24 protein-coding genes and 1 pseudogene are annotated in these 23,174 nt (G+C 52.3%); 21 read left to right on the top strand and 4 right to left on the bottom strand.

Annotated elements, in window-relative coordinates; genetic code table 11:
- Positions 1-7: 7 nt before the first annotated feature.
- From BMZ81_RS09845 to BMZ81_RS09805, 8 genes and pseudogenes are all read left to right on the top strand, one after another.
- Entirely contained in the window at positions 8-331 is a 324-nt protein-coding gene (locus BMZ81_RS09845) for a TfoX/Sxy family protein (protein ID WP_091131507.1), read from the top strand.
- Positions 331-789 (top strand): VOC family protein, encoded by a 459-nt coding sequence (locus BMZ81_RS09840; protein WP_091131633.1) that lies wholly within the window; start codon positions 331-333, stop codon positions 787-789. The genes BMZ81_RS09845 and BMZ81_RS09840 overlap by 1 nt, the downstream gene beginning before the upstream one ends.
- Before the next feature lie 16 nt (positions 790-805).
- Positions 806-1,243 (top strand): SufBD protein, encoded by a 438-nt coding sequence (locus BMZ81_RS09835; RefSeq protein ID WP_091131504.1) that lies wholly within the window; start codon positions 806-808, stop codon positions 1,241-1,243.
- Positions 1,240-1,782: a CDP-alcohol phosphatidyltransferase family protein gene (locus BMZ81_RS09830; protein ID WP_091131502.1), complete on the top strand. Its 543-nt coding sequence runs from the start codon at positions 1,240-1,242 to the stop codon at positions 1,780-1,782. The genes BMZ81_RS09835 and BMZ81_RS09830 overlap by 4 nt, the downstream gene beginning before the upstream one ends.
- 543 nt (positions 1,783-2,325) lie before the next feature.
- Positions 2,326-2,856 carry a GNAT family N-acetyltransferase gene (locus BMZ81_RS09820; RefSeq protein ID WP_091131497.1) on the top strand — a complete coding sequence of 177 codons (531 nt, stop codon included), beginning with the start codon at positions 2,326-2,328 and terminating at the stop codon, positions 2,854-2,856.
- A 31-nt stretch (positions 2,857-2,887) separates the two neighbouring features.
- Entirely contained in the window at positions 2,888-3,634 is a 747-nt protein-coding gene (locus BMZ81_RS09815; RefSeq protein ID WP_091131495.1) for a GNAT family N-acetyltransferase, read from the top strand.
- Between the two features lie 276 nt (positions 3,635-3,910).
- Positions 3,911-4,320: pseudogene (locus BMZ81_RS09810) on the top strand (peptide deformylase).
- A gap of 11 nt (positions 4,321-4,331) precedes the next feature.
- On the top strand, positions 4,332-5,078 hold the full coding sequence (locus BMZ81_RS09805; RefSeq protein WP_091131493.1) for an EFR1 family ferrodoxin: 747 nt from the start codon (positions 4,332-4,334) through the stop codon (positions 5,076-5,078).
- Between the two features lie 214 nt (positions 5,079-5,292).
- Here BMZ81_RS09805 and BMZ81_RS09800 read toward each other — a convergent pair whose 3' ends face one another.
- Positions 5,293-6,189, bottom strand: a complete 897-nt coding sequence (locus BMZ81_RS09800) for a LysR family transcriptional regulator (RefSeq protein WP_091131490.1) — start codon at positions 6,187-6,189, stop codon at positions 5,293-5,295.
- A 149-nt stretch (positions 6,190-6,338) separates the two neighbouring features.
- Here BMZ81_RS09800 and BMZ81_RS09795 point away from each other — a divergent pair, with 149 nt between their 5' ends.
- The 10 genes from BMZ81_RS09795 (at position 6,339) to BMZ81_RS09750 (ending at position 14,248) form a co-directional block, all read left to right on the top strand.
- Positions 6,339-6,710 (top strand): DUF134 domain-containing protein, encoded by a 372-nt coding sequence (locus tag BMZ81_RS09795; protein WP_091131487.1) that lies wholly within the window; start codon positions 6,339-6,341, stop codon positions 6,708-6,710.
- A complete protein-coding gene (locus BMZ81_RS09790) occupies positions 6,707-7,063 on the top strand; it encodes a NifB/NifX family molybdenum-iron cluster-binding protein (RefSeq protein WP_091131486.1) in 357 nt (118 codons plus the stop codon). Before BMZ81_RS09795 ends, BMZ81_RS09790 begins: the two co-directional genes overlap by 4 nt.
- Complete coding sequence (locus tag BMZ81_RS09785; protein WP_091131483.1) at positions 7,060-7,896, top strand: nucleotide-binding protein; 837 nt, start codon at positions 7,060-7,062, stop codon at positions 7,894-7,896. Before BMZ81_RS09790 ends, BMZ81_RS09785 begins: the two co-directional genes overlap by 4 nt.
- Positions 7,893-8,753, top strand: coding sequence for a nucleotide-binding protein (locus BMZ81_RS09780; RefSeq protein ID WP_091131481.1), 861 nt, complete (start codon positions 7,893-7,895; stop codon positions 8,751-8,753). The genes BMZ81_RS09785 and BMZ81_RS09780 overlap by 4 nt, the downstream gene beginning before the upstream one ends.
- A gap of 32 nt (positions 8,754-8,785) precedes the next feature.
- Complete coding sequence (locus BMZ81_RS09775) at positions 8,786-9,145, top strand: NifB/NifX family molybdenum-iron cluster-binding protein (protein WP_091131631.1); 360 nt, start codon at positions 8,786-8,788, stop codon at positions 9,143-9,145.
- Positions 9,146-9,666: 521 nt separating this feature from the next.
- Positions 9,667-10,416, top strand: coding sequence for a peroxide stress protein YaaA (gene yaaA, locus BMZ81_RS09770; protein WP_091131629.1), 750 nt, complete (start codon positions 9,667-9,669; stop codon positions 10,414-10,416).
- A gap of 237 nt (positions 10,417-10,653) precedes the next feature.
- Positions 10,654-11,139: a DUF7004 family protein gene (locus tag BMZ81_RS09765; RefSeq protein WP_091131479.1), complete on the top strand. Its 486-nt coding sequence runs from the start codon at positions 10,654-10,656 to the stop codon at positions 11,137-11,139.
- 11 nt (positions 11,140-11,150) lie between these two features.
- Entirely contained in the window at positions 11,151-12,608 is a 1,458-nt protein-coding gene (locus tag BMZ81_RS14400; protein ID WP_347498063.1) for a DNA adenine methylase, read from the top strand.
- Between the two features lie 61 nt (positions 12,609-12,669).
- Positions 12,670-13,413 (top strand): DNA-methyltransferase, encoded by a 744-nt coding sequence (locus BMZ81_RS09755; protein ID WP_347498062.1) that lies wholly within the window; start codon positions 12,670-12,672, stop codon positions 13,411-13,413.
- The gene (locus tag BMZ81_RS09750; RefSeq protein ID WP_091131477.1) at positions 13,400-14,248 is read left to right on the top strand and encodes a type II restriction endonuclease; all 849 of its coding nucleotides are present in this window, start codon (positions 13,400-13,402) and stop codon (positions 14,246-14,248) included. Before BMZ81_RS09755 ends, BMZ81_RS09750 begins: the two co-directional genes overlap by 14 nt.
- 181 nt (positions 14,249-14,429) lie before the next feature.
- On the opposite strand, the gene BMZ81_RS09745 is transcribed toward BMZ81_RS09750, so the two are convergent.
- The 3 genes from BMZ81_RS09745 to BMZ81_RS09735 all read right to left on the bottom strand — a co-directional run bounded on the left by BMZ81_RS09745 (position 14,430) and on the right by BMZ81_RS09735 (position 19,059).
- Positions 14,430-14,768 carry a nucleotide pyrophosphohydrolase gene (locus tag BMZ81_RS09745; protein ID WP_347498061.1) on the bottom strand — a complete coding sequence of 113 codons (339 nt, stop codon included), beginning with the start codon at positions 14,766-14,768 and terminating at the stop codon, positions 14,430-14,432.
- A gap of 11 nt (positions 14,769-14,779) precedes the next feature.
- Complete coding sequence (gene rsmH, locus BMZ81_RS09740; protein WP_091131474.1) at positions 14,780-15,817, bottom strand: 16S rRNA (cytosine(1402)-N(4))-methyltransferase RsmH; 1,038 nt, start codon at positions 15,815-15,817, stop codon at positions 14,780-14,782.
- Between the two features lie 92 nt (positions 15,818-15,909).
- Positions 15,910-19,059: a UvrD-helicase domain-containing protein gene (locus tag BMZ81_RS09735; RefSeq protein WP_091131472.1), complete on the bottom strand. Its 3,150-nt coding sequence runs from the start codon at positions 19,057-19,059 to the stop codon at positions 15,910-15,912.
- A 142-nt stretch (positions 19,060-19,201) separates the two neighbouring features.
- On the opposite strand from BMZ81_RS09735, the gene BMZ81_RS09730 reads away from it, so the two are divergent.
- From BMZ81_RS09730 to BMZ81_RS09720, 3 genes are all read left to right on the top strand, one after another.
- Positions 19,202-19,744, top strand: a complete 543-nt coding sequence (locus tag BMZ81_RS09730) for a beta-class carbonic anhydrase (RefSeq protein WP_091131470.1) — start codon at positions 19,202-19,204, stop codon at positions 19,742-19,744.
- 80 nt (positions 19,745-19,824) lie between these two features.
- A complete protein-coding gene (locus BMZ81_RS09725; protein ID WP_091131468.1) occupies positions 19,825-21,369 on the top strand; it encodes a PucR family transcriptional regulator in 1,545 nt (514 codons plus the stop codon).
- Between the two features lie 308 nt (positions 21,370-21,677).
- Complete coding sequence (locus tag BMZ81_RS09720; protein ID WP_091131466.1) at positions 21,678-22,979, top strand: nickel pincer cofactor-dependent isomerase, group 22; 1,302 nt, start codon at positions 21,678-21,680, stop codon at positions 22,977-22,979.
- Positions 22,980-23,174 lie beyond the last annotated feature (195 nt).

The raw sequence follows: 23,174 nt of genomic DNA, 5'->3' as shown, positions 1-23,174 counted from the left end.
AGCCCTAATGGCGACGACGCTTGATTATGTCGAGTTTGTCAGTGAACAGCTCCGCGGCATGGACGCGGTGCGATATCGGAAGATGTTTGGCGAGTACATGGTTTATGTGAATGAAAAACCCATCCTGCTGGTGTGTGACAACACTACGTTTGTAAAGACTGTCCCGGAGTTGGACGGCGTGCTGATTGGAGCGGAACGGGGAAGACCCTACGAGGGGGCTCGTGAACATTACATCCTGGATATTGAAAACGCCGAACTGGTGCGGAAGGTCATTGCGATTTTGGAGCCGCTTACATCTCTGCCAAAATCCCGGAAGAAAGGACGTACATGATGAATTTTAAAAATCCTCTGCTGGCGGTGACCGATCTGGCCGCCTCCATCGACTTTTACAAGCGGGTTCTGGGGCTGCGTGTCATTATGGACTTCGGGGCTAATGTAACGCTGACCGGCGGCGTATGCCTGCAGACCATGGATACCTGGCGGGAGTTTCTGGAAGGCAAGCGCGTTTTTCCGGCAGGAAATGCCGGAGAACTCTACTTTGAAGAAGGCGATTTTGACGCATTCGTCGAGAAGCTGGAGGGGCTGGAGATCGAATATATCCATCCGGTGAAGGAGCACCGCTGGGGCCAGCGGGTGGTGCGGTTCTATGACTTGGATCGCCACATCATCGAGGTGGGTGAGCCCATGGAGGCCGTGATGCACCGCTTCCTGCGCGGCGGAATGACCCCGGAGCAGGTGGCAGCCAGGATGGATGTGCCGCTGGAACTGGTGAAAAGCTGCATAAACTGACCGGAGGCCAACAAAAATGGAAATTTCTTCATATATTGCCTGCTTGACCGGTAAGGACGCGAAGGCTGCCTGCGCTCTGACGGAACAGATTGCGGCGGAGAGCCGGGATAGCGGCCACTGGGCGCCCCACCTGGCGGATTTTGCTGCCCTCCTTCAACACAAAAATTCTCTGGTGCGAAACCGGGGCATCTATATTCTTGCCGCCAATGCAAAGTGGGCAGGGCAGGAGGAATTCGGCATCCTGATGGACGAGTTTCTCCGCCATATCACTGATGAAAAGCCTATCACCGCCCGGCAGTGTATTCAGGCTCTGCCGGAGATTGCCGCAGCGCAGCCGGGATTGGTTCCCCGTATCCGCAAGATGCTGGAACACGCTGACCTGACTGGCTACCGGGACAGTATGCGGCCGCTGCTCTTGAAGGATATTGCGGCAGTGCTGGAACAGCTGCCATGAGAAAGTATCTGCCGAATCTGCTCACTGCAGCACGGTTTCCGTTGGATCTGGGGCTACTGGCTGCAGAAGATGCGGTATGGTTTTTGACGCTGTATTTGCTCTGCTGCCTGACCGATGCGCTGGACGGCCTGGCTGCCCGGCGGCTGCACGCCTGCTCTGCATTGGGCGCGCGGCTGGATTCGGCAGCGGATCTGGCGGTGATGGCGGCGCTGGTATGGAGGCTTTGGCCCCTGGCTGCGCCGGGCCTGCAGCTGACGGTGTGGATCTACGCTGTGGCCGCTTTGCGTTTCGCTTCGGCATTGATTGCCTGGCTGCGTTTCGGACAATTCGGCTTTCTGCACACGTTGGGTAACAAGACCACTGGCGTATTGCTGGCGTTGTATCCATTTGCGCTGGTGCTGACAAAATCTCATTGGCTGCTGGCTGCAGTTCTGATTGCGGCCACCCTCTCGGCGCTGGAGGAACTGGTCATTCAGTGCAAAGCGGAACAGTGGGATCCGGACCGGCGTTCGGCGATTAGAAAAATCGATCATGATTAACGTTACAAAAAACACCTGCCCAAAGCCGGGCGGCGTTTTGTGTACTGCTTTTCGCTTTCATTTCAGTTCCCCGCCCAAAAACTCCGGGGAATTTTCCGATTGGAAGAAGTTCCATGACAAACTTTATAAGACCAATTGCACCGACAGCAGCACAGCCCGTGGCCGCCGGAGCCATCAAAAGTGTTTTTTAATATGGTGACTGGTTCCAATGTGAAAAATATGAGAGATATGTTGCACGCTTTGCGATTGCTATGATATGCTGAAAGATAGAAAAGCGCAGTGCCAGTCCAAGACCACCTGTAAAAAAACGAGATCCTTTTATGCAAAATGCCGCACATGGGGAGGCCTGCTTTGAAAAAGGGAGATTGGCGGAACCGACACACCCGAAAGATGATCCGAGGCGGCTTCTCAAAAAAAGCTGGTATCTGAGGCGTACGATAACCGCCGCTTGGAGCAGAAAGACTGTGAAGCAGGTTCGGATTCTTCTGAAGAGATCAGCGGCGGGAACGCTGCGCAGCTTCGAAGAACCATACGGGAAAGAAGATGAACAAGGTGGAACTAATTAAGGCGGAATGGTGTGATCTTCCATATCTCTTGACTTTTTACAATAGAATCATTGACTGCACCGAAAATATGAACATATATGCGAGATGGAAAAGGGGCATGCATCCAACTGAACAGGCAATTAAAGCGTATATGGAAGGTCAGGCAATGTATTTATATATGGATGAGGATAATGCGGCAGGCGCTATGGCTGTAACCATGGAACAAGGGGATGGTTATCACGATATTGCATGGGAGGTTATGGCGGATGACCATGAAGTTGCGGTGATACATATTTTGGGTGTAAATCCTGATTACCAAGGAAAAGGAATCGGAAAGCAGATGATTGAGAAAGCCATTCAGCTTGCTAAAGATTCCAATAAAAAAGCGATCCGTTTGGATGCACTGGCGTCCAATATACCTGCGCAGCACTTGTATGAAGGAAGAGGCTTCCAATATAAAGGCAAGCGGAACCTGTTCGCAGAGAATACGGGCTGGACAGATTTCTTCTTTTATGAAATGCGGTTATAGCAGCAATACATACAGAGGAGACATGTACAATATGTGTGCTGAATTTATCAATCTGACGCCGGAAAATCTAGGGGCGGAGCATCTTTGCTGCATCATCCGCAGCAAAAAGCCACATCCGGGGGTGGAGGCCAAGCGGAGGTGGCTTGCAGGCCGCCTGAGGGAAGGCCATATCTTTCGAAAGCTGAATGCAAAGGTCACGGTGTTCGTGGAGTATGCCCCCTTGGAAATGGCCTGGGTTCCGGTCATCGGCGACAACTACATCTACCTTTACTGCTTATGGGTGAATGGTGGAGAAAAGGGAAAGGGTTACGGGAAGGCACTGATGGAATCCTGCATTGCAGATGCCAGAGAACAGGGAAAGTCCGGCATCTGTATGCTGGGGGCAGCCAAACAGAAGGCGTGGCTCTCCGACCAGGCTTTTGCGAAGAAATTTGGCTTTGAAGCGGTGGATACCACCGAAAATGGCTATGAACTTATGGCCCTCTCCTTTGACGGGACTACACCGAAGTTTGCTTCCAATGCGAAACGGATGGAAATCGAAAGCAAAGAGCTGACCGTTTATTACGATTTTCAGTGCCCCTTTGTCTATCAGAGCGTGGAGCGGCTGCAGGAATACTGTGCAGAGAACGCTGTCCCCGTATCTTTCCGGCCGGTGGACACGCTGGAAAAGGCAAAGGCGTTGCCTTGCGTGTTCAACAACTGGGCGGTGTTTTATGGCGGTAAATTTCAGACTGTCAATCTGTTGGATGGCGCCGGGGTGAAGAGAATGATAAAATGAATTGATAAAAAGCAAAGGAAACAAATGATAGTGCTGTGATAAATTTATGTAAGCTGGAAATTGAATCAGAATATATAATCAGCTTTTTGAAGTTCCCGTTGGAGTATTTTGGCGTTACATTCAAACCAATTGGCCACTCCGCCGACAAAATCTGTTTTTATGCAGCATGGATAAAGACAAGACGTTCTAAAGAAGAATACGGAGATGCATCGGGGGCTGGCTGACATAATTCAATACCCATCTCCAGAGCCCCCCTTTGATATTGCGGAGGAAATCATGATCCGAGAAATTTGCAAAGACGAAGTATTCCTCGCCCAGAGGGCCGAACCGGCCACGTCGGACGACCTTTTGTGGCACAGGACCTGCTGGAAACACTGGAAGCGAACCGTGCGGACTGTGTGGGGATGGCAGCCAACATGATCGGCGTGAATAAACGCATCATCACCTTTGACAACGAGGGTACTTACATGGTCATGTTCAATCCCGAGATCGTCAAACAGTCCGGCCCTTATCTGACGGAGGAAGGCTGCCTGTCCCTCACTGGCACCCGAAAAACCAAGCGGTTCCGGTCCATCAAGGTTCGCTACCAGAACGAGAAGTTCCAGGTACGTCTCAAAACCTTCACCGGCTGGACGGCCCAGATCATCCAGCACGAGATTGACCACTGCGAGGGCATTATCATCTGAGGGGGAGTACCATGATCATCTATTTCACAGGAACCGGCAACAGCCGGTACTGCGCCAAAATACTGGCTGAGCAACTGCAGGATGAACTGGTGAATTCGTTCCACTTCATCCGGGAAAGCATCGCGGCGGAGCTGGTCTCTGAAAAGCCCTGGGTGTTTGTGGCACCCACTTACGGCTGGCAGCTGCCCCATGTTTTCGCTGACTTTATCCGTGAAAGTCGCTTTTCCGGCAGCCAGGATGCCTGGTTTGTTATGACCTGCGGCAGTGAGATCGGAAATGCGGATCGGAGCAACAAAGCCCTCTGCAAAGAAGCAGGGCTCCGCTATCGCGGAACCCTGGAGGCGGTCATGCCGGAGAACTACATCGCGCTGTTCAATGCGCCGGAGGAGGACGAGGCCCGGAAAATAATTGCCGCCGCCCGGCCAGGGCTGGAGCGGGGCGCAGGCTGCATCCGGGAGGGACGGGATTTCCCTGGGATTCAGACGGGAGTCGTGAACCGCCTGAAATCCAGCATCGTCAACAAGCTATTCTATCGGGTCTGCATCAAGGCCAAGCCTTTTACCGTTTCCAATGCCTGCATAAGCTGCGGCAAGTGCGAAGCCGCCTGCCCGCTTGGCAATATCCAGATACAAAACGGAAAGCCTTTTTGGGGGGATCACTGTACCCATTGCATGGCCTGTATCTGCGGTTGCCCAGTGTCTGCCATTGAGTATGGCAGGGCGAGTAAAGGCAAGCCGAGGTACCAATGCCCCGAGTAAAGGATCATGGCCGCACAGAGAGCCAATGGAGTTGGCCCTGAAAACAGCACATATGAAATACCCATCCATGTAGATGAGACCTATGCAGCTGGAAGGACAGATAATCGGTGTGGCCAATATTGTCTCAAATCGGAAAAATAAACGATGCAGTTGCCGCATAGAACAAATCAGGGAAAAAGCTGTGGAAATGCTTAGCATTTCCACAGCTTTTTCCTTATACCGGGGCGCCTTCACACAAAAGGCACCGCAGAGCCTTCATTGCGATGCTTTGGGGACGGGCAGTATCTTCGATCAGGCATACAGCCCGTTCCGGTATCGGCTCCACCAGAGGAATTTGGTAGACCGTTCCATCAGAGACGGAAGGACTGGCCAATTCCTCTGAGTAAAATCCAATTCCGAGATTATGGCGGATCATAGGCAGTACCTGATCCATCGTCGCTGCTTCCGTATCTACGCGTAGAGGCAAGTTGTGCCTGGCAAAAAGCCGCTGGTAAAATTCATATGTACCAGTCCCCCTTCCCATGCAGATAAATGGATACGGTTCCAAGTCCTTCAGCCTGCGTGGGCGGGAGGCAAGTTCCCGGTATTGACTGCCGCAGAGCAGAACATCATGGAAAGGCAGCAGACGGGTTTCCCGCAGGGGCATCGCCGCTTGGTTGGGCGTTGTAACCACTGCGCAGTCTGTTTGCCCTCTCGCAAGCGCCGCAATCGCCTGCGGAGTGGAATCGTTGGTGATGCGCAAGCGTACCCCCGGGTATCTTGTATGAAAGGCGGAGAGCCTGTCCAGAAGCAGCAGGTGCAGGGCTGTTTCACTTGCTCCGATAGAGAGAATACCGGATTCCAGACTGCGATCCCGTTGAATCTCCTCTTCACCCATGCGCAGCTGGTCGCAGGCGATGGAGACATGAAGATACAGACGTTCCCCCTCGGGCGTCAGTGTAATTCCCCGGTTCGAACGAAAAAACAGCTTACAGCCAAGCGCCTGTTCCAGATTGTTCATGCACCGGGTGATATTAGGCTGGTTATTGCCCAATACCTCAGCAGCCTGAGTAAAACTTTGACATTGGGCAACATGATAAAAAATGCGGTAATAATCATATGTAATTGCCATCTCTGCGGAATCCTTTACAATATGAATTGTATTTTAAATAGTATAAAATGCTTTCTGGTATATGTCAATTAAATTCTTGACATATACCAGAAATAGAATATAATAAAATTATAAACGGCATATGCCAAAAATGGAAGGGAGAGGTCACGTTGCCAAGACCGCAAAAATGCAGAAAGGTTTGCTGTCTGCCGCAAAACTCTGGATTTACCCCCATCAATGGGAAGGAGTTGACGGCCATCGTGCTGACAGTGGACGAGTATGAGGCCATCCGCCTGATCGATAAAGAGGGATTTTCGCAGGAGGAATGCGGTTCCTATATGAGGGTTGCCCGCACCACGGTTCAGCAGATTTACGCCACGGCCCGCAAAAAAATGGCAGATGCGCTGGTGGATGGGCTTCCATTGAAAATTGAGGGCGGCAATTACCGCCTTTGTGACGGCCAGGAGGCATACTGTGGCTGTGGCGGGTGCCGGAAGCACCGGCATAGATGCGGAATGCAGGGCCAGGAGGAGAATCTATGAGAATTGCAATTCCGGTAGAAGAGAATAAGACGGATATTTGCGCATCCTTTGGCCGTGCGCCTTATTTCCTTTTTTACGATGCGGAAACAGGAAAAACGGAAGTCCGGGAGAATCCGGCTGCCCGGGCCCAAGGCGGTGCAGGGATTAAGGCGGCACAATTTGCAGTGGACGAGCGGGCCGATGTGCTTATCACTATCCGCTGCGGGCAGAATGCCGCCGACGTGCTCCAGGCGGCCAATATTCAAATTTATAAGGCGGATGGAACCAACGGAGCAGAGAATTTGATCGCCTGCCAGGAAAACCGGCTTATACAGCTAACCCACTTTCACACGGGCTTTCAAGGTGTCCAATGAAAATTGCAGTGTTAAGCGGCAAGGGCGGCGTAGGTAAGACCATGGTAGCAGTGAATCTGGCGGCTATTGCACAGCAGGTGGCCTATGTGGATTGCGATGTGGAGGAACCGAACGGTCGCTTGTTTTTGAAGCCGGAGGGCGTGGCAAGAGAGTCGGTCTGTACACTGCTGCCGGAGTTTGACGCGTCCAAATGCACCGGCTGCCGCAGATGCGTGGAATTTTGCCGGTTCAACGCCTTGGTTTACATCAAAGAGAAACCCCTTGTATTTCCAGAGGTTTGCCATGCGTGCGGCGGCTGCCAGCTGGCTTGCCCTGAGGGAGCGGTCTGTGAAAAAGAGCGCCCCGTGGGCTGCGTGGAGAGGGGGCAGCATGGCAGTGTGCGCGTGATTACCGGGATTTTAAATGCGGGAGAAGCGTCTGGCGTGCCGGTCATCAAAGCCGCACTGCGTGCTGGAGATGCCCATGGAGGGCTGGAGATCATTGACTGTCCGCCGGGCAGCGCCTGTTCCGTTATGGAGAGTGTGGCCAGTGCAGATTACTGCCTGCTGGTGGCAGAGCCAACAGCGTTTGGCTTTCACAATTTTCAGATGGTATATGAACTGGCGTCGCTGCTGGGAAAGCCCTGCGGGGTAGTCATCAATAAGATGGATGCGCCCTATGATCCGCTGGAGCGGTTCTGTGAGACGAACGGCCTGCCGATTCTCCTACGGATTCCATACAGCAGACAGTTGGCGCGGCTGGCTGCAAACGGAGAGATCATCGCTGAAAAGGACATGGAATACGCCGGACAATTCAATCGCCTGCTGGAGAAAATCGGAGGTGTACGCCGATGAAAAAGCTGCTGATTCTCAGCGGAAAGGGCGGCACCGGAAAGACCACTGCGGCGGCGGCCTTTATCCGATTTGCCCAAGCCAGGGCCATTGCGGACTGCGATGTGGATGCACCGAACCTGCACATTGTGACGCCTGTGAAGACGGAACCGGAACGCTTTGTCTTTGCAGGATCGGATAAGGCGCGAATTGATACAGGTACCTGCGTGGGCTGTGGGCTCTGCGCGCAGCACTGTCGATTCGATGCAATTGACGAGCGGGATGGCGTTTACCGGATACGGGAAACTGCCTGTGAAGGCTGCGGCGTCTGTGCCTATGTCTGCCCGGTGAAGGCTGTGACCTTGACGGAGGATATCGCCGGAGAGCAATTCCTTTACCGAAATGGCGCCGTATTCTCCACGGCGATGCTGAAAATGGGACGGGGCAATTCTGGCAAGCTGGTTTCCGATGTAAAGCTTGCCATGACAAAAGCTGCGCCAAATGCGAAACTGGCGATTATCGACGGTTCTCCGGGAATTGGCTGTCCGGTCATTTCCTCTATCAGCGGAGTGGATTTGGTGCTTATCGTGGCGGAGCCGTCTCAGGCGGGACGCAGCGACTTGGAGCGGCTTTTCAAAACGACTCAGATCTTCCGGACAAAGGCGGCGGTCTGCGTCAACAAATGGGATGCCAGCCCAGAACATACGGCAGCCATTGAACAATTCTGCCTGGAACACCAAATTCCGTTTGTGGGAAAGATCCCATATGACAAACATGCATCTGCAGCCATTAACCGGGGAATAAGCCTTGCAGATGTGGACTGTCCTGCGCGGGACGCTCTGCGCCATATTTTTAATCAAACGGGCAAGCTGCTCGGCTGATGATATTGAGTTCAGACTGTGAAGGAGTAGAAATCATGAGAATTGCTGTTGCTGCTATGGGTAAGATGGTAGACGGTCACTTCGGCCATTGCGAGAATTTCATTTTCTTTGATGCTGAAAACAACCAAATTACTTCGGAAAACAGTGTCCCGAATCCTGGCCACCGCCCTGGATTCCTGCCAAATTTCCTGGCTGACAACGGTGCCCAGGTGATTATTGCCGGTGGTATGGGCGGCGGTGCCGTGGATATTTTCAATGAGCGCGGTGTGGAGGTCATCATCGGTGTACAGGGGGATGCTCGCACTGCCGTGGAGTCCTATCTGAAGGGCGAGTTGGAGTCGACTGGTTCTATTTGCCATGAACACGAGCATGAGGGCGCATGCGGCGAATAAAGAGGGCACATGCGGCGTGGACTGTGAAAATGTGAAATATTTTCAAAACAAACACCTGCTGGTTTGTCCGGTGGGTGTTTGTTTTTGTGAAAAGTACTGCTGAAGAATACAAATGATGAGCATCCCCGCAGCTTGGCATGAATTTCTGCCCATACAGAGAACGCAGGGAAGAGCAATTTTGCGGAAACCTATAAAATGAAGATGTGAAAAGAGCCTGCTTTTCAGAACAATTTATGATACAATAATAAATACTTGTGGTGGAGGAAGCGGCTGATTCATAAGCGATATCGCAGACTTCCTGGCGGCCTGATTTTCCGCTCTGCTTTTTCATGGTTCACAAGCGGCAAAATGTTCCCTCTGAATCTGGCTGACGTGAACGTGGCGGCGCTGAATGCCTGTTTGGACAAGAAACTTCTACTAAATCCCGCCGCCAATGCCAAGCCCAGCCGGTGTGTGGGCTTTGGAGGATTGAATCCGGCGGAGGGATCCTGCCAGATAGCATGGAAACGGAGAAACTGCCTATGCGTATCATCATCTCGCCTGCAAAGAAAATGAGTGTGGATATGGACAGCTTTCCGATTAGCGGCCTGCCCGTGTTGATTGACGGGGCTGAGCGGTTGCGGGAAGTACTCCGGAAAATGTCCTCAAGGGACTTGCAAGTCCTTTGGAAGTGCAGCGAAGCCATTGCTGAACTGAATGTGGAGCGGTTGCGCGGCATGGATCTGCGCCGTCGCTTGACTCCGGCCGTTTTAGCATATGAAGGTATCCAGTACCAGTACATGGCGCCCGGTGTCCTCGAAATGGAACAGTTGACCTATATTCAGGAACATTTGCGCATTCTGTCGGGCTTTTATGGCCTGCTTCGGCCGCTTGACGGGGTAACACCTTACCGCCTAGAGATGCAGGCCCGTTTGCGCGTAGGTAATTGCAGGGATTTATATGCCTTCTGGGGCAGCCGGCTGGCAGAACGGCTGGCATCGGAGACGGATGTCATCCTGAACTTGGCCTCAAGAGAGTACAGCCGCGCTGTGGAGCCACATTTGCCGGCCTCCGTCCGCTTTCTTACCTGCACCTTTGGGGAGGAAAAAAACGGAAAAGTGGTTGAAAAAGGCACCCTTTGCAAAATGGCCCGGGGCCAGATGGTGCGCTGGCTGGCAGAGAACCAGATCACCAGCCCGGAAGCAATTAAGGGCTTTTCGGAATTGCATTACCGATTTTCACCCATCCATTCTGCAGAAAACCGATTTGTCTTTCTCAGGAGGGTGACCTGAACCGCCGAAGGCCGTGAGGGTATACCTGGATTTGCGCTTCCTGGCAGATTTTGCAGGCGTGCGCAGGAAGCGTCTTGTCGAAACTGCGAAAATACCGTATACTGTATGTGGACAGAAGCAGCAGGGATACCAGCCTGAGTTTGCGAACATCACAAAGGTGCTGCCGTGCCCCCTGTAAAATCGGAGGGAACTTTCTGCTGGCAACAGTGGTTTGGGCCCCGCAGTGAGGGAATGGATATGGGACAGAGAATCAAAACATTTCTGGATGGTTCTTTTCTTGAGTATGCCCAGGGGGCATTTGACGGCTGGTGTGTTTATTTGACCAGGCCCAATAAGAGGCGCAGGCCACCGAAGGACACCGAGTATTTTCAACAGATGCAGCAGTATGCGGAGAGATATGGTGCCGATAGGATTTACAGGGACTATGTCCGTGTGTACGATATGACTGGCCGGCAGGCAGACAGCAGGGTGCTCTCCTCGATAACGGATATTGCTGAGACATATGGTTCAGATGCGCAGGAAATCGACATCATGTTTTCCATTCTCTATATGGCCATGATTGCAGAGGAGCGCAAGGAGAATACCCGTTTGGGAAAACGCATTAAACGGCTGGGTATCCATGTGCTGCTGAAAGAAAACCGCAGTGTCGGCGAGGCAGCTGATTTTATGCGGGGAATGAGCTGGAGGAGAATTGATGCCCTATGCCGGGAGAGGGGCTTTTAGGAGGCGGCAAAATGGCAAAGCATGAGATAACATGCTCCTTTTCAAACGAGGGAACCCGAAATGAAGTACGTATGCGGGTGATCCAACAGATGGCTGCAGAAGACCCGGGCAATGGCAACGGAAATGATGCATCCCAATATATTTATTATGTGGAAACGCTGAAATCCGGAGACCGGGTATATCTGCAGCGTCCGGCGAATCTGCACAATGGGTTTGATTTTTTGGTTTGTGTCGAGAACACTAATTATGCGCAGGGCAAACGCAAAAGAAACTATCCAAAGCATGACGACCTGAAGGCGGACTTACAGAGAAAAAAAGCGGAAAACCCGCAAATGTACGCCAAACTCTATACACTGCTGAAAAAGGTTTATCAATGCCGGGATGTCGGGGATGAGGAGATGCAGCGCATTCGGTTTGCCTCGGGCCTGCCGGTGGATCATGTCCTGAAAGTGATAAAATGGCTGTTTATTGAGCAGGATATTCGATACTGGAATTACTCCGGCAGAAATATGACCTGGCGCATTGTTCCCACAGCTGAAAACGCCGGAGAGAGTGGACAGAAGCGCACACATGAGAGGCGGCAATTGACTGCGATGCCAAAGGAAAACGGACAATTTGATGGGGGAACAGCGGCTGCATTACAAATGGGTCCATTTGTGAAATGGGCCGGGGGGAAAAAGCAGCTGCTTGAAAAATTGAAGGAACATGTGCCGCCTTCCTTTGGGACGTATTATGAGCCCTTCATCGGCGGAGGAGCACTTTTACTGGATCTTCAGCCGAAAAAGGCGGTTATCAATGATATCAATGAGCAGCTGCTCAATGTTTATATGCAGCTGAAGAAGGACGCGGAGGCAGTCATTGCAGCCGTAAATTCCTATGATGCCGCGGACTGTGATAAAGCCTGCTATATGGAGCTTCGCAGCAGGTACAACCAGAAAATCATGACACACGAACTGGACGCGCAATGTGCGGCAATGATGATATGGTTGAATAAACACTGCTTTAACGGACTATACCGCGTCAATTCCAAGGGCCTTTTCAACGTCCCGTACAACAACAAAACAAGCGGTCCGTCGGTGGATGCGGAGAACCTGCGCAATATTGGACGGTATCTCCGCGAAGCAGAAGTTGATATCCGGCAGAGTGATTTTGAGATTGCCTGTGCAGACGTCAAACCGGGTGATTTTGTGTATTTCGACTCGCCCTATGTGCCCATCAGCGATACGGCGAACTTTACAGATTATACAAAAGACGGCTTTTCTTACGAGTCGCACCGCCGGTTGGCAAACTTGTTCCGGCGTCTGGATTCCATGGGGGCTTACCTGATGCTGAGCAACCACGATGTACCGTTGGTGCGGGAACTGTACAGTGGCTACAAGATAGAAACGGTTGACGTCAGACGGAATATCAACCGGGATTCTTCCAAGCGATTTGGAAAAGAAGTGATTATTACCAATTTTGATAAGTGAGTAAAAAATGGTGGAGTTATTAATTGGGAAAACTGTGCCTTACTTTGCCGGGGAGAGGGAGATGCTCCTTCTGGAAGACACCTTTTCCGCCCTGGAACAAATAAAAGCCGGATCCATTGACATGATATTTGCAGATCCGCCTTATTTTCTCAGCAACGACGGAATCACTTGCCAGGCGGGGAAAATGGTATCTGTGAACAAAGGCAGCTGGGACAAGATTGCTTCCCTTGAAGAAAAACATGCGTTTAACAGAAGATGGATCCGGCTGTGCAGACAGGCGCTTTCCTTAAACGGAACCATTTGGATCAGCGGAACCCTCCACAACATATACAGCATTGGAATGGCACTGGAGCAGGAGGGGTTTCAGATTATCAACAATATCACCTGGCAAAAGACAAATCCTCCGCCGAATCTGGCCTGCCGCTGCTTTACCCACAGCACAGAGACGATTTTGTGGGCACAGAAAAATGAAAAGAAGGCAAAGCACTGCTTTCACTACCAGCTGATGAAAGAGCAGAATGAGGGAAAGCAGATGCGGGATGTGTGGGTGGGGTCCCTTACCCCAAAAGGAGAGAAAACAGAGGGAAGGCACCCAACACAAAAGCCGCTGTATCTTCTTCGAAGAATCATTGAGGCATCGACCGATGAAGGGGATATCGTATTGGATCCATTTTGCGGAAGCTCGACAACGGGAGTGGCCGCAAAGCAATTGGGACGACGCTATATTGGAATCGACAAAGAACGGGAATACATTGAGCTTTCCGTGCGGCGTTTAAAACTGGAGGAAGAGCATGAGAGAGTTTAGCAGCTGGCTGGCAAAAATGAGACCGAGCATCAATGGTTACGCGTACTATGTGGATTTCCCGAAAGTATACGCCAATATTGACGCGGTCCGGATAGAATTAAATATGATGAATTCCCTGATTGGCTCCTCCGATATTGAAGCGGATTTCAAAAGGCTGATCGAACGGTATCCTGAAGTCCTAACATGTATTCCCTTGCTCCTGGCGGTGAGACAACATGAAATTTATGCGCAGGACGAAGACGGGGCATTTCTGTATGATTTCGACAAGCCGAAGTGTTCTGCCGATCAGGACATCACATTTATGAAAAAAACCGGGCTTCTGGATCTGATCTCCAGGCATCTGGTAAGCAACCTGGTGGATTATGCGCTCGGCGTTGAAACAGGCTTGGACAGCAATGGCCGTAAAAACCGCGGCGGGCACCAGATGGAGGATTTGGTAGAGGGCTTTCTCCGAAAAACCGGCGCCGAATACTACAAGGAAATGTATTTGAATGATATTGAGCGCAAGTGGAATGTCGACCTGTCAGCCATATCGGCAGAGGGGACTACCACAAAGCGCTGGGACTTTGTCGTCAAAACGCCGACGGTGATCTATGTGATGGAAACGAACTTTTATACCGGCGGCGGTTCCAAATTGAATGAAACCGCAAGAAGCTACAAACTGATCGCGGAAGAGGCACGTCAGATCGCTGGTGTTGAGTTTGTGTGGATTACAGATGGGGGCGGCTGGAAAAATGCCCGCCGGAATTTGGAAGAAACATTCCGCGCCATGACACATCTCTACAATATTGATGACATGGAACACGGTGTTTTTGAAAGGCTGTTTGCCGTATAGCTGACGGAGCGCATCCAACATCATGATAAAACAGGAGGGATGTCCGGGCCTTTTGGCCTGGACATCCCTCCTGTTACAGAGAAAGGACACTGCGCTTTTGAATGGGGCGCTTGCAGCAGCGGCCCCCACGCAAAGCCGGACGGAAGAACCAGGGGACGCGGTAGGAAGGACTCGCCTGACTTCAGTCCAGTTTCGTATATTTTGCCGCGGTTCCTCTGGATTTTTCCACCGGGTATTTTCTCTCGTTTTTTGTGACCTTTTCATTCATAATCTCGTCCAAATCCAAGCCGCAGACGTCGGCCATCAAAATGCAGTAGCTCAAAACATCCGCCAATTCCTCGCGGATGCTGGCCTGCTTTGCCGTACATTCCAAATCTGTTCCGCTCCACTGAAAAACCTCCAGAAGCTCGGCGGCCTCCAGGCTCATGGAAATTGCCAGATCCTTTGGCGTGTGAAACTGCCGCCAATCCCGATCGTCCCGAAATTTCAGCACGCGCTGAATGGTTTCCTCACGCAGCATACTGCACCTCCTTACGCCCGGATAGCCCACCGCAGCTTTGTGGAGCGGGCCCGTGGATTTTGAAAGCATTCCTCGGCCGACGGGCGGATCACCTCGTCGGCGACAGCCTGGTAGATGCCGTCCCGCTGGTACCGCTGGAAAGCTTTTTTCACCAGACGATCCTCTCCGGAGTGGAAGGTCAGCACGGCCACCCGTCCGCCGGGTTTTAAAACGCCCGGCAGCTTTTCCAAAAAGGCGTACAGCACTTCGAATTCACTGTTGACATCAATCCGAAGTGCCTGAAATGTCCGTTGGCAGGACTTTTTTACGGTTTCCCTCCGATCCTTTGCCGGGAGGAAAGAGAGCGCTCCCTCAATCACGGCGGCCAGCTGCCGGGTGGTGTCGACGGATCCGCCGCGGCGGTATACCTGCATAACGGCGTGGGAAATTCGGGTGGCATACGGCTCGTCGGAATTTTCCACCAACATGGCAGTCAGCTCCTCCTCGTCCAGTTCCCGCAGGCGCTGGGCGGCGGTCATACCCGAGGAGGGATCCAACCGCAGATCCAGCGGGCCGTCATATTTGAACGTGAAGCCGCGCTCTGGGTTGTCAATTTGCATGGAGGAAATGCCCAAATCTGCAAGAACAAAATCAAACAACACACCCGGGGCGACCTGATCCACATCGGCAAAATTCATCCGGCGAATCGTGAGAAGCTCTGAGCCAAAACCAAGGCCTTCCAGCCGGACGCGGGTCTTCTCGGATTCCAGCGGATCCACATCGGTGGCATACAGATGCCCTTCTCCCTGCAGCTTTTCCAGCATTCGGCGGGTGTGGCCGCCATAGCCCAGCGTGGCGTCATAGCCGATTTGGCCCGGCTGAATTTGCAGAAAATCCAAAATTTCATTCACCATGATGGGAATATGCATTCCGGCGGGGGTTTTCCCGCTCTTCAGAATTTTCTCTACATCGGATTGGTACTTTTCTGGATTCAATTCTTTATATTTTTCCCGGTAATTCCGGGGATGCGTCCCCTGATAGCGGACGCGGCGTTTATGCGCCTGCTCCATAAAATCAGCTCCTATCTGAACTGGTATCATATCATAGATTCTGGAAAAAAAGAAGGAAGAGATGCGGTGGAAAAAGCCGCCGGGCCGACTAGTCAGAACAAGCGGATTTGCTCCGCGGGCCGCTCCCGGCGCGACTGGGATTCCCGTAGGACGCTTTCCGGTAAATCGGCCAGGAAGGGGGAGGGAATGGAACCAGCGGTGAGGATCAGCTCCTCCCGGGCACGGGTCATTCCAACATATAAAAGACGTCGTTCCTCTTCAAAGTCCACCGGATGCGCCGCGGATTCCAACGGCAGGATGCCCGCGGTTATCCCGGACACAAAAACGGCTGGGAACTCGAGTCCCTTGGAGGCGTGAAGCGTCATCAGCCGTACGGCGCCGGAGGCCCAGCCCTTGCCCGCCGCCCGACACACGTCGGCATCCTGCCCCAAAACCAGCGCGTTCCACAAGTCTTTCCAGGTGGAGTGAAAAACGGCGGTATTTCGGAGACGCTCCAAAGCGGGTGTGCTGCCGTATTGTGATTCCCAAGACTCCACCAGTTTCCACGGTTTCTCTTTTTCAACAAGGGGAAGCCACGTCTCTGCCTGATCCAGCCAGGCCTCCAGAGGGCCGTATCCGCAAACGGTCTCCCGCAGGGAAGCTGGCTGTAAGATGGACATCGGAGAACAGGCGGCCTGGGCTTTTTGAATCAAATCGGCAGGGCAGTCCCACAGAAGCTGCAATGCAGCTGCCAGGGCAGCGCGATCTCCGGGATCCTGCAGGGAGTGGAGAAACGACAGCATTGCCCGTACTTCATCCGCCTCTAAAAAGCCATCCCGCCCACTGATGATACAGGGAATATCATCATGCCGCAGGCACTTTTCAACCAGATCCAACTGCCGGTGTGTACGGCAGAGCACAGCAATGTCCGAAAAGGCACGTACCGCCCGATCGTGCCCCAGCTTTTGAGATTCCAGCATGTCCACACCGCCCGCCATGCGGCCGATTTCCTTGGCGATGAAAAGGGCCTCTGCAAAATCATCCGATGCCTGGACAAGGCGCACAGGCGGGCCGGAGAGCTGATGGGGGGAGAGACGGCGGTCACCGGGATTGGATATGATAATGGGCAGGGCGGCCTGGAGAATCTCCGGCGTGGAACGATAGTTTTCTGTCAGGTGGATTTCCTGCGCGTTTGAAAAATCCGCTGAGAGGCGATCAAAACAGCGGCTGGAAGCACCGCGGAAGCCATAAATGGACTGGTTCGGATCCCCGATGACAAAAAGGCTTTTCCCACCATGGCTCCAGGCCTGGATCAACGCATACTGGGCATCGTTCAGGTCTTGAAACTCATCTACCAAAAGGTGGGTAAACGCCTTGCGGCCCACCGTATCCAGACGCAGGGCCTCCGTCAGAAGATCATCAAAATCCAGAACGTCAAGCGTGTGCAGCTGGGCACAATAAGCATGATACATCTCCGGAGTGAGGCCGGCGGATTCGCAGGGAGTGCCATTCTTTACGCGGGAAACCGCCTGGAGAAAGCTGCCGGGGTGCATGCGGCTGCTCTGCGCCCGGAGAATTTCGGCTGCGGCTTCCAGTGCCTCGCCATGGCTGATAAGATGGACAGGCCCCAGCAGCTGCAGGCAGATGGCGTGGAAGGTCCCGATGGTCATGGATGCTGCGGCGCGCCTGCCGCCAAGGCGGATCTCCAGGCGCTGGCGCATCTCGGCGGATGCCTGATTGGTAAAGGTGACAGCGGTGATCTCGCTTGGCTTGACACCCTGCTCTTCAATCAGATATGCAATGCGGGAGATCAGTGTTTTGGTTTTCCCTGTGCCGGGACCGGCCACCACAGCTGTCACACCCATGGGCGCGGTAACCGCCTCTTTCTGCCCCTGGTTCAGCTGCTGTTCCGTACACGTTGCAGGCAGGAGACTTCGCTGCGCCCGCGCCGCCGGAAGCCGTGTGTGGCGTGGCTGCTGTTTCACGGGTAAGCCATCCGACGCAAACAAAGAGAGCTGTCCGCTGAAGCGCTCAATTTCTCCGGGCGTCAGCAGGGAGATGGTGCCGTATTCCCCATCAAAGCCTGGCCGCCGCTCCACCAGACCTGCCCGGAGACGGCGGATTCCCTCTGCCACACAAGCTCCGGCCACATGCCGGATATCCTCGATGGGGGTCTCCCGCAGAATGGGAAGCTCCGGACCGAGCGCTTGAAGCATCCGCTCATAGAGCGCAAGAGTCCGCTTAGATGCAGCGGAACATCCTGCGGCCGCCGCAATCACTTCCGGAAGAGGGGCGAGACACTCAAAGTGTTTAGCCCCCTCTGGACGGAATCCCTCGGGGCGGTCTGCCAGCGCTTCCACACGATGCTCCACACCGATGGTGAGCTTTTTTCCGCATACGGGACAAAGGCCGTTTCGTGCCTCCGTTTCAGCTGGGGTCAGACAGACGCCACAGTTCCGATGTCCATCCAGGTGGTATTTTCCCTCCTCCGGAAAGAATTCCACAGTTCCAAGAAATCCTTTTCCAGTCCGGATGGCCTGAACCAAATCCGGGTAGGAGCATCCGGTTTCCATCAGATCTGCCTCCCGGCCAAGCTTGGCCGGAGAGTGGGCGTCCGAGTGGGAGACCAGAGTGAGATCATCCAGCGCGGAGACCCGCCAGTTCATAGGCGGATCAGAGGACAGCCCGGTTTCCACAGCGTGGATATGGGCGGTTAAATCACCAAAACATTCCTCAATGGTGTCAAAGCCCGAAAATGCGCCAAACATTGCGAAGTGCGGTGTCCAGATATGGGCGGGGATGAATTCGGCTTCCGGGCAGGTTTCCAGAGTCAGCTCCAGCAGATCCCGGCTGTCCAACCCCAGAATGGGCCGCCCGTCAGAGTGGATGTTCCCGATGGCCTCCAGACGGACAGAGAGCTCTTCCGCCGCCTCCAGAGAGGGGAGGAGAATCAGGTTGTGGACCTTTCTGGTTTTCCCATGGCGTTTATAAATGCAGCTGATTTCTCCGGTGATGACAAAACGGGGGGCTTCCCCTGGCATATCTGCGGGCAGGCAGGAATCCTTCCGCAGCGTGTATACACCATCGCCTGCCGGAATCAAATACTCCTGCAGCTCAGCGCGCCAGGCGGGATGCGTGAAATCCCCGGTGCCCAGCATTCCAATGCCCTTACGGCGGGCCCACCAGTCAAGGTGGGCGAGATCGCAGTCCCGGCTGGTGGCTCGGGAAAAGCGGGAGTGAATGTGAAGATCGGCAATATACATAGGGCCCCCTGAGAAAAGTGATTGATTTAGATATTATAAAACTTTTTCCAGTTGCCTGCAATGTGCGATGGAACAGATTGCGCATGATGTCGAAAACTGCTATAATGAACAACAACTATCTTCAGAGAAAGGAACGGTTCCCATGATTGATGAGATGCTTGCCTATAATGCGAAATTTGTCGAAAGCGGCGCATATCGGCAATTTTCAACCAGCAAATATCCGGATAAGAAAATTGCCATTCTCACCTGTATGGATACTCGGCTGGTAGAATTGCTGCCGGCTGCTCTTGGAATCAAGAACGGAGACGTGAAGATGATCAAGAACGCCGGAGGTATGATTACCGGCCCCTTTGACAGTGCTGTGCGGAGTCTGCTGGTGGGGATTGTAGAACTGGGTGTGGAAGAGGTTATGGTGATTGGGCACACGGACTGCGGAGTGTCTCACATCAATGCGGATATGATGATTCGCCATCTCATCCAGCGGGGTGTCTCTCAGGACCATATCGATATGATGCGCTACTGCGGGATCGATTTCGAAGCATGGCTGCGCGGATTTGACACTGTGGAGTTTTCGGTGGAGGAGACCGTGGATCTGCTGCGCAATCATCCGCTGATGCCCCAGGATGTGACAATCCGGGGCTATGTGATGGATACGGAAACCGGGGAGCTGCGTCCGCTGGGATAAGCAAGGAGTTGCCAATCCAAAAGGATTAGAGGAGCTGAAAAGAACAGGGGGGAACCCTTTGAATAGGAGGATGGAGTGTAATGCTGCTGCCGCTTGTGGTAATATTGGAGCAATTGGAGGGGTACCAGCCAATGGTGCGGCTGGCTCCAGGAAGATCCGAGGAGCAATCATTCGACTGCGTTTATTTGCTGCCCGATGTGTTTGAGCCGCTGCCAAAGGTAAACACATTATTTGTATCAAGTGCGGATCAGCTGTTGGCAAGACAGGGAGAGATCCCTGAGGGAATCACCGTAATCTGTCCCAAAACCGAACAAATGACAGAGGAAGCTGTTGAAAAAATACCATGCAGCGTAATCCTGCTGAAACAAGCCGGTAACTTGGCGGATTTCTTCAACCGCCTCTCTGTGTTTTTTTATGGAATGAATGCGTGGGAGCGGGAGATTAGCCGCGTTCTGATTCAAAAGGAGAACATTCAGGAATTTTTGAATGTAAGTGAACCGTATTTTACAAATCCAATTGTGATTATGAACAAGTCCATGATGCCGGTTGCCTACACCCGAAATCTTCCATTCCGCCACCCGGACTTGATAGAACTTGGAAAGACCGGGCGGTTCCCGGAGCGGATGGTAATAGGAATTGGGCGAACCGTGGTGGAAGCAGAGAAATATAAAACCATTGGATTTATGTACCGGCCAAACTATCTGAATTGCACAATTGTTATCCGGGCCTATCAGGCAAATCCCATGCAGTTGAATCTGGCGTGCATGTATGGAGTGAACAGCGAACCTACGCAGACGGATCTGCATAAGATGCGATTTCTGACGGATGCCATTGAGGAGTATCTCTCTACGATGTCCGATCAGGGGGTTTCCGAGCATGAGAGAAATGTCTGCTATTTGCTGGATCTTTTAAATGGCAAGATATCCAAACGGGATTTGACATCGCTGAGCAGTCTGCTGACCCTCCCGCTTCACGGAAATTACCGGCTGTATCTGATTCGCTGCACCAGCGAATCGATTGCCCGTTCGAATTATATTTCGGAACTACTGCGGGGACGGCTCCCTTATGTGACCGCATTTCCCTATCAGAGACGCATTTTACTGCTTGCCAACGAGTCAACAGATACAGAACGCCAAGCTGTCTCCGGAATCATCACCCCTGTGCTGAATACATATGACTCTTTTTGCGGAATTAGCAGGAAATTTGAGGAACTTTCAGATTTCCGGGATGCCTATACCCAGGCGGAGGCAGCCGCACAATTGGGACGAACCATGCACCCAAATGAGCGTACGTATGATTATAGTGATTACTATATTGAACATTTGATATTCTGCGGAATTGGGGAGATCTCCTGGGATAATATTTTTGACCATGTCTTGGGACGGATTGCGGAGCATGATAAAGCCAGGAAGACGGATAATCTGAAGCTTTTGGAGGTTTACCTGAACTGCGATAGGAATATTACCATGACGGCACAGATTATGCACCTGCATCGGAACAGCGTGCTGTACAGACTGCAGAGGCTGGAAGAGGAGCAGAATCTGGATCTCAGCAATCCGCAGACGGAGCTGAATCTGCAGGTTTCACTCCGGGCATTCCATCTGAAAGAAGCACTGCAGCTATAAATTGGTTCAACACAGCTTGCGCATAAAACGGTAAAAACCGCACGCGGCCATCATGGCTGCGTGCGGTTTTTTGAAATGAGATGGGAAGGGAACTGGATGTTTTGTCCAGTAGGGCCTCTGCCCGACTTCATGGAATTCGTAAAAACCTCCGATGAAAAAGCAGGCCCGGCATGTTATCTTGGATTTGGGAAGAGATCAAGAAAGAGATTAGGCGTTTTTCACGAGACATACCTATTTGGAAAAGAAAACGTTTAAAATAGTAAGAGGGGGATTTGAACGGCCGATAGAAAAGAGGAGGAACAGGACTTATGTTTATTCCATTTCCGGAAAGCCAGGTGGTCGTCAAAGGGATTGAGGAAATCCGGATTCCGGAACTGGCGCATATGCGCCAAATTTATGAAAGCGATTATATTGCAGATCTGAAGGGCCATTTGCTGGACCAGATGAATGCAGTTGTAGACTGTCCCGGAATGCTTGCGGGAAAGCGGCTTGCCATCACGGTGGGGAGCAGGGGAATTCCCAATCTGGACTTGATTGTCCGGACGCTGTGTGACCGCCTGAAAGAATGGGGAGCATTGCCATTTATTGTCCCGGCGATGGGAAGCCACGGATCAGGGACAGCGGAGGGACAAATCGATTATTTAAAAGGATTCAATATCACAGAGAAGACCATGAAGGTTCCCATCTTGTCTACGATGGATGTCGTGCACTATGGGACACTGACAGACGGGACACATTGTTATTGTGACAAATACGCTTATGAGAGCGACGGAATTATTGTACTGAACAAAATCAAACCACACAGTGAATTCAAGGGGGCCTATGAGAGTGGTCTGGCTAAAATGATTGCCATAGGCCTGGGAAACCATATCGGTGCGTCTGAATTTCATGTGCCGGGCTTTGAAACCTTTGCAAAGCGGCTTCCGGAGGTTGTGGAGCTTTTTTTAAAAAAATGCAAATGCCTATTCGGCATTGGTATTGTACAGAATGCCTACGATGAGGTCAGTGAGCTGGAGGTTATCCGGCCGGAAAACATCTTGGAGAGGGAGCGGGCGCTGCTGGAAATTGCCAAAAGGCGGATTGCCACATTCAAAGGCAAACAAATAGATGTACTTGTAATTGATGAGATCGGCAAAAATATCAGCGGCGCCGGACATGATCCCAATGTCACAGGCCGCAACTCCAGCCAACTGCCTGGCTTTGGCAGTGAGATTCTGGATTTAAAGCGGCTGTTTGTGCGGGGGTTGACAAAGGAAAGCCATCACAATGCCAGCGGTTTGGGAATGGCGGATGTTACAACCCTCCGTTGCCTGCGGGATGTGGACTGGGGAGCAACATGGACAAACCTTCTCAATGCCACGCAGCTCAGAAGTGCCATGATGCCGCTCTACATGAATAATGATTTTGATGCACTGATGATTGCGATTCGCACTCTGAATGGTGTTGATTATAATCAGGCTAAGATTGTCCGGATACGGAACACCCAGTGTATGGATGATATTTTGGTCAGCCGCAGTTACTGGGAGAGCATCTGTAACCGCCCGGACGTGGAACTGGTCAGCGACTTTGTGCCGATGCAGTTTGATGAAGCGGGAAACCTGTATGGATAGGATACGCTCTGCAAAGGGGAGCAACTTTGTTGAAACATGATACTTTGCAAAAAAGCAAGGTAAGATATGTTAAATTATATGAGGAAAATAGGAGGAACCCATATGGCATTCAAGACGAGAGAAGGCTACTACGCAGACCTGCGGGCGATGCGGCCGAATGTATTCAAGAATGGACATTTTATCGAGGATTTGGTG

Source organism: Oscillibacter sp. PC13, from assembly GCF_900115635.1.
In the GTDB taxonomy this organism is placed as follows: domain Bacteria; phylum Bacillota; class Clostridia; order Oscillospirales; family Oscillospiraceae; genus Oscillibacter.
This window is presented reverse-complemented; position numbering and strand designations above follow the sequence as displayed.

Coding starts and splice junctions, on each gene's coding strand:
- BMZ81_RS09815 (WP_091131495.1), top strand. CDS start 2,888: ATGTGTGCTGAATTTATCAATCTGACGCCGGAAAATCTAGGGGCGGAG.
- BMZ81_RS09745 (WP_347498061.1), bottom strand. CDS start 14,768: ATGCTGCGTGAGGAAACCATTCAGCGCGTGCTGAAATTTCGGGACGAT.
- BMZ81_RS09805 (WP_091131493.1), top strand. CDS start 4,332: ATGATCATCTATTTCACAGGAACCGGCAACAGCCGGTACTGCGCCAAA.
- BMZ81_RS09785 (WP_091131483.1), top strand. CDS start 7,060: ATGAAAATTGCAGTGTTAAGCGGCAAGGGCGGCGTAGGTAAGACCATG.
- BMZ81_RS09845 (WP_091131507.1), top strand. CDS start 8: ATGGCGACGACGCTTGATTATGTCGAGTTTGTCAGTGAACAGCTCCGC.
- BMZ81_RS09835 (WP_091131504.1), top strand. CDS start 806: ATGGAAATTTCTTCATATATTGCCTGCTTGACCGGTAAGGACGCGAAG.
- BMZ81_RS09765 (WP_091131479.1), top strand. CDS start 10,654: ATGGGACAGAGAATCAAAACATTTCTGGATGGTTCTTTTCTTGAGTAT.
- BMZ81_RS09780 (WP_091131481.1), top strand. CDS start 7,893: ATGAAAAAGCTGCTGATTCTCAGCGGAAAGGGCGGCACCGGAAAGACC.
- BMZ81_RS09730 (WP_091131470.1), top strand. CDS start 19,202: ATGATTGATGAGATGCTTGCCTATAATGCGAAATTTGTCGAAAGCGGC.
- BMZ81_RS09735 (WP_091131472.1), bottom strand. CDS start 19,059: ATGTATATTGCCGATCTTCACATTCACTCCCGCTTTTCCCGAGCCACC.
- BMZ81_RS09830 (WP_091131502.1), top strand. CDS start 1,240: ATGAGAAAGTATCTGCCGAATCTGCTCACTGCAGCACGGTTTCCGTTG.
- yaaA (WP_091131629.1), top strand. CDS start 9,667: ATGCGTATCATCATCTCGCCTGCAAAGAAAATGAGTGTGGATATGGAC.
- rsmH (WP_091131474.1), bottom strand. CDS start 15,817: ATGGAGCAGGCGCATAAACGCCGCGTCCGCTATCAGGGGACGCATCCC.
- BMZ81_RS09725 (WP_091131468.1), top strand. CDS start 19,825: ATGCTGCTGCCGCTTGTGGTAATATTGGAGCAATTGGAGGGGTACCAG.
- BMZ81_RS09750 (WP_091131477.1), top strand. CDS start 13,400: ATGAGAGAGTTTAGCAGCTGGCTGGCAAAAATGAGACCGAGCATCAAT.
- BMZ81_RS14400 (WP_347498063.1), top strand. CDS start 11,151: ATGGCAAAGCATGAGATAACATGCTCCTTTTCAAACGAGGGAACCCGA.
- BMZ81_RS09840 (WP_091131633.1), top strand. CDS start 331: ATGAATTTTAAAAATCCTCTGCTGGCGGTGACCGATCTGGCCGCCTCC.
- BMZ81_RS09790 (WP_091131486.1), top strand. CDS start 6,707: ATGAGAATTGCAATTCCGGTAGAAGAGAATAAGACGGATATTTGCGCA.
- BMZ81_RS09755 (WP_347498062.1), top strand. CDS start 12,670: ATGCTCCTTCTGGAAGACACCTTTTCCGCCCTGGAACAAATAAAAGCC.
- BMZ81_RS09800 (WP_091131490.1), bottom strand. CDS start 6,189: ATGGCAATTACATATGATTATTACCGCATTTTTTATCATGTTGCCCAA.
- BMZ81_RS09820 (WP_091131497.1), top strand. CDS start 2,326: ATGAACAAGGTGGAACTAATTAAGGCGGAATGGTGTGATCTTCCATAT.
- BMZ81_RS09720 (WP_091131466.1), top strand. CDS start 21,678: ATGTTTATTCCATTTCCGGAAAGCCAGGTGGTCGTCAAAGGGATTGAG.